Source organism: Yoonia sp. 208BN28-4 (assembly GCF_037543925.1).
Taxonomy (GTDB): domain Bacteria; phylum Pseudomonadota; class Alphaproteobacteria; order Rhodobacterales; family Rhodobacteraceae; genus Yoonia.
The window spans coordinates 1,010,437-1,024,855 of the sequence record NZ_JBBIFY010000001.1 but is presented as its reverse complement, the minus strand read 5'-3'; the positions used below and the strand labels follow the sequence as shown (position 1 = coordinate 1,024,855).

Annotated in this window: 12 protein-coding genes; 7 read left to right on the top strand and 5 right to left on the bottom strand. The window is 60.2% G+C overall.

All coding sequences use genetic code 11. The features are described 5' to 3' along the window. The first annotated feature begins 2 nt into the window (after positions 1–2). From V8J84_RS05055 to V8J84_RS05035, 5 genes are all read left to right on the top strand, one after another. The gene (locus V8J84_RS05055) at positions 3–1,781 is read left to right on the top strand and encodes an acyl-CoA dehydrogenase C-terminal domain-containing protein (protein ID WP_339928625.1); all 1,779 of its coding nucleotides are present in this window, start codon (positions 3–5) and stop codon (positions 1,779–1,781) included. 50 nt (positions 1,782–1,831) lie between these two features. Beyond that, positions 1,832–2,044, top strand: a complete 213-nt coding sequence (locus V8J84_RS05050; protein ID WP_339928623.1) for a hypothetical protein — start codon at positions 1,832–1,834, stop codon at positions 2,042–2,044. A 271-nt stretch (positions 2,045–2,315) separates the two neighbouring features. Then, on the top strand, positions 2,316–2,945 hold the full coding sequence (locus tag V8J84_RS05045) for a glutathione S-transferase family protein (RefSeq protein ID WP_339929091.1): 630 nt from the start codon (positions 2,316–2,318) through the stop codon (positions 2,943–2,945). A gap of 21 nt (positions 2,946–2,966) precedes the next feature. Next, positions 2,967–4,178, top strand: coding sequence for an acetyl-CoA C-acetyltransferase (locus tag V8J84_RS05040; RefSeq protein ID WP_339928621.1), 1,212 nt, complete (start codon positions 2,967–2,969; stop codon positions 4,176–4,178). Positions 4,179–4,190: 12 nt separating this feature from the next. Then, on the top strand, positions 4,191–6,383 hold the full coding sequence (locus tag V8J84_RS05035; protein WP_339928619.1) for a 3-hydroxyacyl-CoA dehydrogenase NAD-binding domain-containing protein: 2,193 nt from the start codon (positions 4,191–4,193) through the stop codon (positions 6,381–6,383). A gap of 58 nt (positions 6,384–6,441) precedes the next feature. On the opposite strand, the gene V8J84_RS05030 is transcribed toward V8J84_RS05035, so the two are convergent. The 4 genes from V8J84_RS05030 to V8J84_RS05015 all read right to left on the bottom strand — a co-directional run bounded on the left by V8J84_RS05030 (position 6,442) and on the right by V8J84_RS05015 (position 9,799). Next, positions 6,442–7,257, bottom strand: coding sequence for a class I SAM-dependent methyltransferase (locus tag V8J84_RS05030; RefSeq protein ID WP_339928617.1), 816 nt, complete (start codon positions 7,255–7,257; stop codon positions 6,442–6,444). 92 nt (positions 7,258–7,349) lie between these two features. After that, on the bottom strand, positions 7,350–8,012 hold the full coding sequence (locus V8J84_RS05025) for a Hint domain-containing protein (protein ID WP_339928615.1): 663 nt from the start codon (positions 8,010–8,012) through the stop codon (positions 7,350–7,352). Positions 8,013–8,205: 193 nt separating this feature from the next. After that, positions 8,206–8,853, bottom strand: coding sequence for a sulfotransferase family 2 domain-containing protein (locus tag V8J84_RS05020; RefSeq protein WP_339928613.1), 648 nt, complete (start codon positions 8,851–8,853; stop codon positions 8,206–8,208). 4 nt (positions 8,854–8,857) lie between these two features. Beyond that, a complete protein-coding gene (locus V8J84_RS05015; RefSeq protein ID WP_339928611.1) occupies positions 8,858–9,799 on the bottom strand; it encodes a DMT family transporter in 942 nt (313 codons plus the stop codon). A gap of 95 nt (positions 9,800–9,894) precedes the next feature. Here V8J84_RS05015 and V8J84_RS05010 point away from each other — a divergent pair, with 95 nt between their 5' ends. Both V8J84_RS05010 and V8J84_RS05005 read left to right on the top strand, forming a co-directional pair. Further along, positions 9,895–11,520, top strand: a complete 1,626-nt coding sequence (locus V8J84_RS05010; RefSeq protein WP_339929089.1) for an AMP-binding protein — start codon at positions 9,895–9,897, stop codon at positions 11,518–11,520. 60 nt (positions 11,521–11,580) lie between these two features. Beyond that, positions 11,581–12,585, top strand: coding sequence for a hypothetical protein (locus V8J84_RS05005; protein ID WP_339928609.1), 1,005 nt, complete (start codon positions 11,581–11,583; stop codon positions 12,583–12,585). 57 nt (positions 12,586–12,642) lie between these two features. Here the strand turns inward: V8J84_RS05005 and V8J84_RS05000 are convergent, their stop codons facing one another. Continuing rightward, entirely contained in the window at positions 12,643–14,400 is a 1,758-nt protein-coding gene (locus V8J84_RS05000; protein ID WP_339928607.1) for an SPOR domain-containing protein, read from the bottom strand. Between the last annotated feature and the right edge of the window lie 19 nt (positions 14,401–14,419).

The following is a 14,419-nucleotide window of genomic DNA, read 5'->3' as shown; positions in this document are numbered from 1 at the left end:
GAATGCCAAGTTTTACAGCCCCCACCAAAGACCTGCAATTTGTCCTGCATGATCTGCTGAAGGTCAGCGAACAGGATATTCCGGGTTTCGAAGACCTCGACCGCGACTTCACCGGTGCGGTGCTGGAAGAAGCTGGCAAGGTGGCCTCTGATGTTCTCGCCCCGCTAAACCAAGTGGGCGACACCGAAGGCTGTCATCTGGAAAACGGCGTCGTGCGCACGCCAAAAGGCTTCAAAGAGGCCTTCGAGATGATGAAAGAAGGCGGCTGGACCGGCATGGACTGTGACCCCGAATACGGTGGTCAGGGTCTTCCTTATGTTATGCACACCGCCGCACAGGAACCACTGGTGTCCGCCAACATGGCGTTCAACATGTATCAGGGCCTGACCCACGGTGCTTATTCCGCGATCTACGCCCACGGCTCTGACGAGCAGAAGCAGACGTACCTGCCTAAGATGGTGTCGTGCGAGTGGACCGGCACAATGAACCTGACCGAACCGCACTGCGGCACCGATCTGGGCCTTATGCGCACCAAGGCAGAGCCGCAGGACGACGGCAGCTACAAAATCACTGGCCAGAAGATCTTTATCTCGGCTGGCGAACACGACATGGCCGACAACATCATTCACCTCGTGCTGGCGAAAATCGCTGGCGGGCCTGAGGGCATCAAGGGCGTGTCGCTTTTCATCGTGCCAAAATTCATGGTCAACGAAGACGGCTCCCTTGGTCAGCGCAACACGCTGTCCTGTGGCAAAGTCGAAGAAAAGATGGGCATCCACGGCAACTCCACCTGCGTGATGAACTACGATGAGGCCACAGGCTTCCTCGTCGGTGAGGCACACAAGGGTATGCGCGCGATGTTCACCATGATGAACGAGGCGCGTCTGGGTGTGGGCCTGCAAGGCTACGCTCAAGCCGAGGTCGCCTATCAGAACGCTCTGGAATATGCGAAAGACCGTCTGCAAGGCCGCGCCGTCACCGGTGCCGAAGCGCCTGAAAAAGCCGCCGATCCACTGATCGTGCACCCTGATATCCGTCGTAACCTGATGGACCAGAAGTCTTTCGTCGAAGGTGCCCGCGCCCTGACGCTCTGGGGTGCCTACCTGATCGACCGCGCCCACAAGAACGACGACAAAGAAGCCGATGGCCTGATCTCCCTGCTGACACCCGTCATCAAGGGCTTCCAGACCGACAAAGGTTTTGAGTTCGCCACAGCGGCGCAGCAAGTCTACGGCGGTCACGGCTATATCGAAGAGTGGGGCATGTCCCAGTTCGCCCGCGACGCACGCATCGCCATGATCTACGAGGGTGCCAACGGTATTCAGGCGCTCGATCTGGTCGGCCGGAAGCTGGCGCAGGACGGCGGCAAGCACGTCATGGCGTTTTTCGAGATGATCAAAGACTTCATCAAAGAAAACGAAGGCAACGAGCAGTTGAAAGCCGGGTTCCTTGACCCGCTCAAGGCCGCGTCCAAGGATCTGCAAGCCGCTGGCATGTACTTCATGCAAAACGGCATGAAGAACCCCAACAACGCGCTGTCCGGCTCGTATGACTTCATGACCATGATGGGTCACGTTTGCATGGGCCTGATGTGGGCACGCATGGCGAAAGCCGCGATGGAAGCGATCGAAGGCGGCGCGTCTGATCGAGACTTTTACGATGCGAAAATCGCGACAGGCCGCTACTACATGGCCCGCCAACTGCCCGCTACGGGGATGCACCTTGCACGCATCAACTCTGGCGCGGACACGGTAATGGCACTGGAAGCGGCGCATTTCTAAAGGCAAGGTAGGGCGGCAACGCCCTGCCCCCCTGCCCGTAAGGAATTAATATGCCCAAACGCCTCCGCCTCACTCGCCGCTTTCCCGTTGCTATGACGGAAGACGGTTATCGCCGCCTCAAACGCTTTGCGCGCGAGGCAGGGTTGGACGAAGGCGAGGCGCTGTCGTTTCTGTTCGAGAACTTCGACAGCATCATGGATGAAGACACGTTTGGACATCGGTTGCGGCTGTTCAACGCCGAATTGGAGGACCGTAAAAAATGAAAATGCGGACCCTCCGGGGGGAGTTATTCTGGCCAAATGAAGGCGCAGCCCCGTCCACCCCGTCGCGTTTTACGGCTTGGCTATCCGGCTTATCGCGACAGGGCTTCACTTGGCACGCGACGACACTCTCCAGCGTTCCGCGCACTTTGACGCTAGGCGATTAACCTTAACGGCTGATGAAGATGCAAATCGCTTCGTCTTCATTTGGCCAAAACAACTCAAAATCCGCCGGAACTTGCAGGCGGTTCCATCTCGGGAGGATCGCGACATGATGAAACTGCATTGCTTTGGCGAAAGCGGAAACGCCTATAAGGCGGCGCTGACGCTGACCCTTGCCGGTGAGACGTGGGAGCCTGTGAAGGTTGACTTCTTTGCCGGCGCCACCCGCACGCCTGAATTCCGCGCGCTGTCTGTCATGGGCGAAGTGCCTGTGCTGGAGGATGGCGACACCATTCTCACGCAGTCAGGCGTCATTCAGGACTACATCAGCTCCAAGACCGGCAAGCTGGGCGGCAAATCCGCAGCAGAGCGCCGTGAGGTGCTACGCTGGATGTTTTTTGACAACCACAAGGTATCGGGCGTCGCAGGCCCCCTGCGGTTCAACATGAACTTCCTGCCTGCCGACAAGCAGAGCGCCGACGTCAACAATTTCGTGGCGATGCGCCTCGCGTCAGCTCTCAAGATCGTTGAGACGCAGCTTGAGGATCGCTACTGGCTCGCCGCCGACGACATCACCATCGCTGACATCGCGGTCGCGGGGTATCTGTTCTACCCCGAGCCCTTCACGTTTGACCGCGCCGATTACCCCAATATCAACCGCTGGCTGGACGCAATCGCGGCCCAACCCGGTTGGAAAGCCCCCTATGACCTGATGCCCGGCTCACCCGCTGACCGCGCCTAGAAATACCCCCCGGAGGACAAAATGACCGAAGCCTATATCTACGACGCCGTGCGCACCCCGCGCGGAAAGGGCCGCAAAGACGGCTCCTTGCACGAAGTCACATCCGCCCGCCTGTCGGCTGGCGTGCTGAATGCGCTGAAAGAGCGGAACAATCTTGAAGGCCACGCCGTTGAGGACGTGATCTGGGGCAATGTGACCCAAGTCGGCGAACAGGGCGGCTGCCTTGCGCGCACGGCTGTGCTGGCCTCAAACCTCGACGAACGCATCCCCGGCCTTGCCATTAACCGTTTCTGCGCATCCGGCATGGAAGCTGTGAACCTTGCGGCCAACCAGATCAAAGGTGGCGCAGGTGGTGCTTACATCGCTGGTGGCGTTGAGATGATGGGCCGCGTCGCCATGGGCTCTGACGGTGCAGCGATCGCTGTTGATCCGTCGATCGCTATGGAGACGTACTTTGTGCCGCAGGGCATCTCCGCCGATATCATCGCCACCGAATACGGTTTCACTCGCGATCAGGCGGATCAGCTTGCCGCTGAATCCCAGAAACGCGCCAAAGCGGCGTGGGATGACAATCGTTTCGACAAATCTATCGTCGCCGTGAAAGACCAGAACGGCCTGACCATTCTGGACCACGACGAATACATGCGCCCCGGCACCGACATGCAGGCGCTTGGCGCGCTGAACCCCGCGTTTGAGGCGATGGGTGAGGTCATGCCCGGCTTCGATAAGGTCGCCATGATGAAGTACCCGCATCTGGAAAAGATCAACCACATCCACCACGCCGGTAACTCGTCCGGTATCGTCGATGGCTCGGCTGGTCTGCTGCTCGGCTCCAAGGAATGGGGCGAGGCGAACGGCCTGAAGCCCCGCGCCCGCATCCGCGCCACCGCCAAAATCGGCACCGATCCAACGATCATGCTGACAGGCCCCGTGCCAGTCACGGAAAAGATCATGGCCGACAGCGGCATGAGCATCTCTGACATTGACCTGTTCGAAGTGAACGAGGCGTTTGCCTCTGTCGTCCTGCGCTTCATGCAACGCTTCGACGTGGACCCTGCACTGGTCAACGTCAACGGCGGCTCTATTGCGATGGGTCACCCATTGGGTGCGACAGGTGCGATCATCATCGGCACGCTGCTGGACGAGTTGGAGCGCACAGGCAAAGGCACAGGCCTTGCCACGCTTTGCATCGCATCCGGCATGGGTGCGGCCACGATCATCGAACGCGTATAAGGAACAAGACAAATGGCTGATTTTACACTTGAAATCGACGCGGACGGTGTGGGCGTCATCACGTGGGACGTGAAAGACAAATCCATGAACGTGATGAGCCGCGACAGCATGGCGCTGCTCAATGAGTTGTTCGACAAGGCGCTGAACGACGACGCCGTCAAAGGCATCGTGATCACCTCCGGCAAGGATACTTTTGCGGGCGGTATGGACCTGAACGTGCTGGCCGCGATCCGCGAGGAATACGCGGATGATCCGGCTAAAGGCCTGTTCGAGTTTACCATGAACGGGCACCATGCCCTGCGCAAAATCGAACGTGCTGGCATGGATCCCAAGACCAACAAAGGCGGCAAGCCTGTCGCCGCAGCCCTACCCGGCACGGCGCTTGGCATCGGTCTGGAGGTCCCTCTGGCCTGTCACCGCATCTTTGCCGCCGACAATCCCAAGGCGAAGATCGGCCTGCCTGAGATCATGGTCGGCATCTTCCCCGGTGCAGGCGGCACAACACGCCTTGTCCGCAAGATGGGCGCGATTGCTGCGGCCCCGCTCCTGCTGGAAGGCAAGCTGAACGACCCGAAAAAGGCAATGGCCGCTGGTGTCGTGGACGAGGTTGTTCCCGCTGACGAATTGCTCGCCAGAGCCAAAGAATGGGTTCTGTCAGAGCCGAAGATCGTAAAACCGTGGGATGAGAAGGGCTATAAAATGCCCGGCGGTGCGCCGTATCATCCAGCTGGCTTCATGAATTTCGTCGGTGCCTCCGCGATGATCAACTCCAAGACGCAGGGCGTTTATCCTGCGGCCAAGGCGTTGCTGTCGGCAGTTTACGAAGGCGCGTTGGTGCCGTTCGACACCGCACTGAAGATCGAGGCGCGTTATTTCACGCAAGTGCTGATGAACCCGTCATCCTCTGCCATGATCCGCAGCCTGTTCATCAACAAAGAGGCGCTGGAAAAAGGGGCCAACCGTCCCGACGTGGCCGATCAGAAGGTCAAACAGGTCGGCGTCATTGGCGCTGGCATGATGGGCGCGGGCATCGCGCTGGTGTCAGCTCTCGCTGGAATCAAGGTGGTCCTGATCGACGCCAAACAAGAGGCGGCGGACAAAGGCAAATCCTACACCGCCGACTACATGGACAAGGGCATCGCCCGCAAAAAAGCCACGCCAGAGAAGAAAGACGCCGTGCTTAGCCTCATCAACGCGACGACTGACTATGCCGCGCTGAAAGACTGCGATCTGATCGTGGAAGCCGTGTTCGAGGACGTCAGCGTGAAGGCCGAGGTCACCAAGCAGGTGCAAGACGCCTGCCCCGATGCGATTTTTGCGACTAACACATCGACCCTGCCGATCACTGAACTGGCCAAAGCGTCCAACGACGCCGAAAAGTTTATCGGCATCCACTTCTTCTCTCCGGTGGACAAAATGATGCTGGTCGAGATCATCAAGGGCGAAAAGACAGGCGACGTCGCCGTGGCCAAATCGCTCGATTTCGTGCGCCAGATCCGCAAGACGCCGATCGTTGTGAACGACGAGCGTTTCTTCTACGCCAACCGCTGCATCATCCCCTACATCAACGAAGGCATCCGCATGGTCCGCGAGGGCGTGGAGCCTGCGCTGATCGAAAACGCGGCTAAGCTGGTCGGCATGCCGCTAGGTCCGCTGCAACTGACTGACGAGACCTCCATCGACCTAGGCGTGAAGATCGCCAAAGCGACGAAGGCTGCGATGGGCGCAGACTATCCCAACGACGAAGTGGACGAAGTCCTGTTCTGGATGTTTGACGAGGGCCGTCTGGGCCGCAAATCAAACTCCGGCTTCTACGCCTACGATGACAAGGGCAGGCGTCAGGGTCTGTGGGAAGGCCTGGGCGAGAAATACGCCGTGGCCGACGAACAGCCTGACCTGATCGACGTGCAGCATCGCCTGCTCTTCGCGCAGGTGCTCGAAGCGGTCCGCGCGTTGGAAGAGGATGTGCTGGAAGACATCCGCGAAGGCGACGTAGGTGCGATCCTTGGCTGGGGCTTTGCCCCTTGGTCCGGTGGCCCGTTCAGCTGGCTCGACATCATCGGCGCGCCCTACGCGGCAGAGCGTTGCGACCAGTTGACCGAACAGTTTGGCGAGCGGTTCAAGACGCCGGACCTGCTGCGCGACATGGCCGACAAGAACCAACAGTTCTACAAGCGGTTCGCCCAACAAGCCAAAGCAGCCTGATCGCAAACACTTTTATAATTCCTCGAAAGGCCGCGCATCACAGCGCGGCCTTTTGCGTTTACGACACCGCTGCCTTACGGCCTGACACCACAAGGCTTGGCATCGGGATTTTGTACGTGTCGCCATCCAGAAATGCCGCCGCCCGCGCATCAATTTCATCGCGAATTGTGTCGCGCACTGCAGGCGTCTGACGGTCAAGGATCAGCGGGATACGCACGCCGAAACGCATGAAAAAGTCAAAAAAACCGGGCGCAGGGGCGTGCAACACATTGGGCACCTCTTCGATCTGGATGTCCTCAAATCCTGCGGCGGTCATCATGTCGGTGACGCTTTCGTGATCCGACAGCGCGTAGGCATCGGGCGCGGGATCGGCCAGCGACATGTCGGCATGCGCGCCCAGCACGTCAAACATCATTCGGTAGCAGGCAGACCGCGCAGGCCCCAACCATTGGCTAAAGGCGAAAATGCCATCCGCACGCAAAACGCGCGCCGCCTCTTGGATCGCGCGGGCGGGGTCCGTGACATGAAACAAAACAATGTTGCTGAGCACCGCATCAAAGCTGTCCTGCGCGAACGGCAGGTCCTCAATATCGGCGGTTTGAAACGGAAGATGCGGAAAATTCGCTTGGGCCTGTTTGACCATCTGTTGTGCGAAATCAACACCTTCGGCCTTGGCCCCCAGCAGGCTGGCGCATCCCGCGACATAACCCGGCCCGCAGCCTGCATCCAAGACGCGGGCGCCGTGAAATAGTCTGGCGCGCGCCAAGAGCGCGGGAATAGATTGCAGCGTCACGCGCGCCGTCGCATCCGCGTAAAGACCCGCGCGCGCATCCCATCCAGACCGCTCGCTATCCCGAAATCTGTCAAAACCCATGTGCCGCCTCTTTTGCTATGGACGACCGCAGCATAGCACGGATTTCGAAATGCGTTCATTCAGCCGGAAATAGCAGCGCCAAAACAAGGAAATTAGGCCACCATGCGGAACGCGGCGGTTGCCTGTTTGACCGGCACGTGGCCCATGTCTTCCATCTCAAGAAAACCGACCAGCGTATCGGCCTGCTCCAGCGACATGGTCGCATAATCCGATGCGGGCATATCCAGCAGATCAGTGGAAGCGGGGCAAAAGAACAAGGCACCAATATTGGCAAAGACCACTTCGTCTTGCGCAAACGTGATTGTCACGATCTCGATCCGCTCGGCGGGGGCCACGCGACAAATACCGCGAAATCCTTCAAGAGCTGCGGCAGGGATCATTGCAAAGGGATCGCCAAAGACCGCTTCGGCTGTATCGCTTTCGACCAGCACGGCCTGATGCGGCATCAGATACATATCCTCGCGGTTGCCCAAGGCCCCTGCTGGCACGAAAAGCGGCCAAGTATCGGGGGCGCCCTGACTGCCGCCGGTCCAGATCACATCGCGGCGCACATCGGTCACATACTGCAAACCGCCATCAAACGTGAGCACCTGATCCCCGGCCGCGACAGCCTCGACCGGACGCCAGCCCATTTGCGTGGCAACCTTGGTGCCGGACACCAGACCACGGCCCACATCGGCCAGCAGCTTGTCGGCTCGCAGACCGGCCATTCCGGCATTGTCTGACGTGCTTGTTGTGTGAACCAGATCGAACATGATGACTTCCCCTTTGTCGTTCGTTGGTGGTCCGATCATTCGGATCAACCGTGTCGCAGCAAAGTCAGAAGCAGTGATTCCTGTGCCCCTCCTTGGGTTGAAAAGGGGCAAGATTACGGCACTGGTGTGTTTCCCGCCGCCAATAATCCGGTCTGGCGGTGATTAATGTCTGATTAAGATACAATCGACAATTTTATTCAAATGCGTACCCGAACTGAGCGATGTCTTGCGCCGCGATGCGGGAGACCAAGGCGGCGTCTGCGTCCGAATAGTAGCTCCGCCAGTCAGCCCGCCGCGTGGATACGTTTGCGCGGGGGAGTTCCAACGTGAACCCCAGATGGTCCCAAAGTGGCATAAGGTCTTCCGACAAATGCTCAAGCCGCGCAAACAGATTGCAGCGGTTCACGCCTTGAGCGTCGGTCACGTAACTGTCGTATGGGTTCGCCATCAGGCTATCTTGTGTGTGCGTGGTGTTCAAAAATTCAGAAAAACCAGTTTCTTGCGCCAGCCTCACTGCCGGATGTGCAAAGCTTTGATCTTGAAGCCAATGGTAATAACTGACGATGCGATCCCACGGATTGCGCACCAGCGTAAAGACAAAATAGGCCTCCAACTGCTCTGGCGAAACCACACCGCCAATATCGCGCAGCGTGCTGTGTTTCCAAAGCCTGCCCTGTGGTGTGAGGTCAGCAAGACGCCCTTTGCGGCGTTTGGCCTTTGGCGTGTCACCGATCAGAATATCGTCCCGCATCGCGCGCCCCTCGAGCGCCAGCGCCATGGCCGTGCCTGCGGTTTTGGGGATGTGGACAAAGATGAACCTGCGCCCGTGCGAAATGATCATCGCGCTAGTCCGTCTGCGGGACCGCGCGTGCGCCGTGCCCCTGATCGGATCGCAATGCGATGATGATCCCCGCCAGTGCCACGCAAGCCAGCCCCAGATACATCAGCGCATCAGGACGTTCGCCCCACAGCACAACCGCCCAGATCGTGGCAAAGATCAAAAGTGTGTTGTCAAACACCGCAACAAATCCCGGATCGGCCATCTGATAGGCGCGAATGGAAAGCCCTACGCCGATCAGAGACCCCACGCCCTGCACCACCGTAATCACCATGAACGTGCCGGTGAACGGCACCCAGCCGCGTGTGGCAAAGCCCTCCGCACCCGCAATCGGGGGAAGCGACAGAACCGACAACGCCAGCAGCCCCAAAGCGCCGAAGATCAGCATGGTGCCGAAGAAACCGGCCAACAGCGTCAGGGTCGCCTCGCCCGCGCACCAGCGGCGGGTGGCGATGTTGCCCATCGCGTAAAACGCCCCAGCGGCGACGGGCAGGACGGTCAGCGCGCCAAAGCTGGTGGTGTCAGGCCGCACGATCAGCCAGATACCGGTAAACCCGATCGCCACAGCAAGCACGCGGATCATGCCCACACGTTCCCCGAAAAAGACGACCGAAAAGATCACAACAAAGATCGGTGCGGTGAAAAGCCCGGCCACCACCTGCCCGATTGGCAGCACCGCCAGACAGCCAAAGTAGATCACAAACGCCACTGCCGTCAGAACGCTGCGCAATGCCACCCGCAACGGCCGTTTGGGCCAGAGCGAAAACCGCATGACACCCGCAATGGCCGCAAGACAGACCAACGCAATGGCTGACCGCAGCAGGTGAAACTGCCAGAGCCCGCCGGTCTCTGCCGCCAGCCGCATAAAATTGTCGATCAACCCGAACAGCATCATGGCCGATAAGGCGCAGATCACGGCCAGCCCGGGACGGGGTGATACTGCATCCATTTCGTGCCTGATCCTTGTCATTTGTGCGTTGCATCAAATGTCTGACATATCCTAGGCTTTGCTGGCAATGGGCATCTGGAATGAAGGGGCCACCGATGGGCTGGATGGCGGACGAAAGCGGACTGGACAAATGCGCGGCCAACTATGTGCCGCTGACACCTTTGTCACATCTTCAACGCGCGGCCCGCGTCTTCGGGGATCGCACCGCGCTGATCTACGGCGACTTTACCCGCAGCTATGCCGACTACCACACCCGCGTGACCCGACTGGCCTCGGCTTTGGTCAAGGCGGGCGTCAAACCCGGTGATGTTGTCGCGACCCTGCTGCCCAATATCCCTGCCCAATCCGAGGCATCCTTTGCCGTGCCTGCCTGTGGCGCGGTGCTGAACACGATTAACACCCGGCTTGATGTCGATACGGTTGCCTACATCTTTGATCACGGTGGCGCTGCGGTTGTGCTGTGCGACAGCCAGTTCCTGCCAATGTGTCTGGATGCTGTGGCTGCGATGGACGGCGATGCGCCTCTGATTATCGAAGTGCCCGATCACGTTGCGGGTCTCGCGCCTGCCGGAAAACACACAGCGTACGAAGATTTCCTTGCCAGCGGTGACCCTGATTTCGCATGGATCATGCCGCAGGATGAATGGGAGAGCCTTGCGCTCAATTACACCTCTGGCACCACAGGGCGGCCCAAGGGCGTCGTCTATCACCATCGCGGCGCGTATCTGATGACAATGGGCACGCCGATCTCGTGGCAACTGCCACTTTTTATGACGTATCTGCAAATTGTGCCGCTGTTTCATTGCAACGGCTGGAACCACACTTGGATGATGCCAGCCTTGGGCGGCACTGTGGTGTGCTGCCGCGATATCACGGCGCGTGCGGTTTACGATGCTATCGCTGATAACGGTGTGACCCATTTCGGTGGTGCGCCCATCGTGCTGAACCTGATCGTGAACGCCAAGGACGAAGAGCGCCGCAGCTTTGACCACACGGTCGAGGTGTTTACCGCTGGCGCACCACCTGCCCCCGCCACATTGGCCGCCGTAGGCAAACTAGGCTTCAACGTCACGCAGGTTTACGGCCTGACGGAAACTTACGGCCACGTCACCGAATGTATCTGGAACGCTGATTGGGGCGCTTTGCCCGCCGATGATCAGGCCGCGATCAAGGCACAGCAAGGTGTGGCTTTCCCCATGATGGAGGACGTCACTGTCGTGGATGACCAGATGGCACAGGTCGCGATGGACGCCGCCACGCAAGGCGAAATTGTGATGCGCGGCAATGCGGTGATGAAAGGCTACCTCAAGAACCCCGAAGCCACGGCAAAGGCCTTCAAAGGTGGCTATTTCCACTCCGAAGACCTCGCGATCCAGCATCCCAACGGCTATATGCAGATCGCCGACCGCGCCAAGGACATCATCATTTCCGGCGGCGAGAATATCTCGTCAGTGGAAGTGGAAAGCGCGCTGATGAACCATCCCGCCGTCAGCCTTTGCGCTGTTGTGGCCAAGCCCGATGACAAATGGGGCGAGGTGCCCTGCGCCTTTGTCGAGCTGAAAGACGGCGCCACCGCCGAAGAGGCCGAGGTTATTGCGTTTGTGCGCCAACGTCTTGCAGGTTTCAAAACGCCCAAGCGGGTGGTTTTCCAAGAGCTACCCAAAACGTCCACTGGCAAGATCCAGAAATTTGAACTGCGCACGGTTGCCAAGACACTCTGACCGCCACGCTTTCTATCCGGTCGCACCCGCGCTATCATCGGCCAAAAGCAAAGCAGGCACATGACAGCACTCAAGGAATTTGACCGGCTGGAAAGCGGCGGGCTCTGGCACGAGACGCCGCAGGCGACCCCGCGCGATGTGACGGTCTCTTTTGGCAATGCGACGCTTGTCATTGCTGACGGGTCCGGCATTGCCCTGACCCATTGGTCCCTGCCTGCCATCGAACGTCTTAATCCGGGTGAAAGGCCTGCGCGCTTTGCGCCTGACGTGGACGCGTCCGAAATGCTTGAGATTGAAGACAGCCTGATGATCGACGCGGTTGAAAAGGTGCGCAAGGCAGTGCTGCGCGCGCAACCGCATCCGGGCAAGCTGCGGCATTTATCCAGTGTGGCGGTGATTTTGGCGCTCATCGCGGGGGCCGCGTTCTGGGCGCCCAAGGCGCTGACGCAGCAGACACTATCCGCCGTTCCGTTGTCCAAACGCAACGAGATCGGCGCAACTGTGCTGGGCCACTACCAGCGTATCACCGGCCCCACATGCCGCGGCGCGGCAGGAACGCAAGCGCTTGGTTTGCTGAAAAACCGTCTGCTGGGCACGCAAGCCGATGGACAGTTTGTGGTCGTGCAGACCCTGCCAAGCGGCGCCGTCACCCTGCCCGGCGGAATTTCCATGATTGATCGCGCGATCATCGAACAGCATGACGATGTGGCCGTCACCGCCGGTTATCTGATTGCGGCCAATAGTGACCGCGCCCGCCACGACCCGCTTGAGGCGATCCTGCAATTTGCGGGTCTGCGCGACACGTTCACGCTGTTTACCACCGGTGATCTGCCGGGGGCCGTGCTGCAGGGCTATGCCGAGGCGATTGCCGAGGGGCGCAATGCCCCGATTGATCTGGCTGACCTGTCGCTGGCTTTTGACGCAGCCCAGGTGCCGTCCAGCCCCTACGCGGCTGTCAGTGGCGATCAGGCGTTGGTAGAAAACGATTCAATGGCAGGGCGCGACATTCCCCTGATCCTGCAGGATCGCGACTGGGTGCGTCTGCAAGGCATTTGCACGCTGTAGGACCCGCGCAAGAAAAGACCCCGCGATCGTTTGCAGGGCCTTTCCTCGGGAGAACCTTTAGTTGCGTGTGTAGGCGTCGCCAAATCCGGCACTACGCGCGGCCTGCAAAGCACGCTGCAAAGCGCTCGCATCGCCAAACGGCCCAAGCGCGACGACCTGTGCACCACCGCTGCGCCCTGCCGAGATCGGCAAGCCCATCTGCTGGAACCTGCGGATCGTGGCCTGTGCATTGCCCAGATCACCAAAGCTGCCAACCTGCACATAACGGTGACCGTTTGATGCAGGCGTTGTTGTCGCTTTCTGGCGCAGCACGGTTGAACCGGCAGGCACCACTGTGGCGTTCTCGTGATAGACATGGGCCGTTTGCTGGTGCGGCAGACCGCGACGTTCATTCAAGCGCCCGTCGCCCCACACCCGCTCATAGCCCGAAGGCGGGCGGATCGGCTCTGCGCGATAAACCTGCGGGTTAGATGCTGGCACTCGCGCGGTTCCGAAAAGACTGTTTTCAAACAGGGATGCGGTGGCCGGTGCTGTTGCGCGGCGGGTCACCTCTGGCGCTGCCTGTGCCTGTTGGGCCAGTTCGGCCAGTTGTGCGCGGGTGGTATACGGGTTTTGCGCTTGTGGCCCGCACCGCACCGGCAGACCTGTGCCTGCCATCAGGTAACGCGACCCGGGCCGGTCACAGACCGTCGCCACAACAGGCGCGGTGATCGTTGGTGCCACAGGGGTTGGCGCGGTGGCTGGTGCGCTTGGCACGGCGGGTCCGGGCAGACCTGCAAACACGCGCGGTTGCACAGCGGGCTGTTGTTGCGGCGCACAGCGCACGGGCAGGCCCGTTGCCGCATTGGTTAGCGGACGTCCGGTTTCTGCAATCTCGGCACAGGCTTGTGCAAGCGTCAGGCGGCGCGGCTCTGGCGCGGCGGGAACAACGGGCGTCGGCGCAGCAACAACCGGAGCGACGACAGGTGTCACCACGGGTGCGGGACCGCAATCAATCGGATCACCGGTTTGCGCGCTGATAAAGCGGGCCTGAATGCCAAAGCGGCCATCACACGCCTCGGCCAGTGTGATGCGCGGCTGTTCGGGCACAACGGGTGCGGGGGCTGGCACAGGCACCGGCGCGACAACAGGCGTTCCAGCCGGTGCCGGGCCGCAGTCAATCGGCTCTCGGGTGGCGGCGCTGATGAAACCTGTCTGGATGCCAAAGCGTCCATCGCAAGCCTCGGCCAGTGTGGTGCGGCGTTCGGCAGGTTCAGGGGGGACGACAGGTGCTGGCGCTGTGATGACCCGCGGTGTGGCAGGCGGCGTTGCCGTTGCAATCGGTTGGATTAGGCGCGGCGTTGTCGTCAGCGACGCAACCGTCTGGATCGGCCCACCGGCCGTCGGGCGCGGTGCTGGCGCTGGTGCAGGTGTTGGCGCAGCAGCTACACGCGGCGCTGGTGCAGGCGTTGGCGCGGGGCGTGGTGCGGGCGGAACGGGCGACACGGTCGCATCAATCGGGCTGGAGTTTTCAACCGTCGCGTCAGGCAATCCGGCCAGCGGGTTTGGAGCGGACGGCGCGCGCGTCGGGGCAACCTGCTGGGCCAGTGACGGCTGGAAATTACAAAGCTGTTCGCGCGTCCGGCTGACCCGCGGCACCCAGTTTACATTACCGCCAACGCCCGCGCGCACAAACGCACAGCCACGGCTGTCAACATACTGGTTGCCTGTAAAAGAGGCTGGCGGAAATTCCGCAGGCGTCGCCTGTGCCTGCGCCATCTGGCCGGTCATCGTCAAAGCCACGACCACCGCGCCGATAAATCCAATGTTCTTCATCACTGCCCCCACAACATAT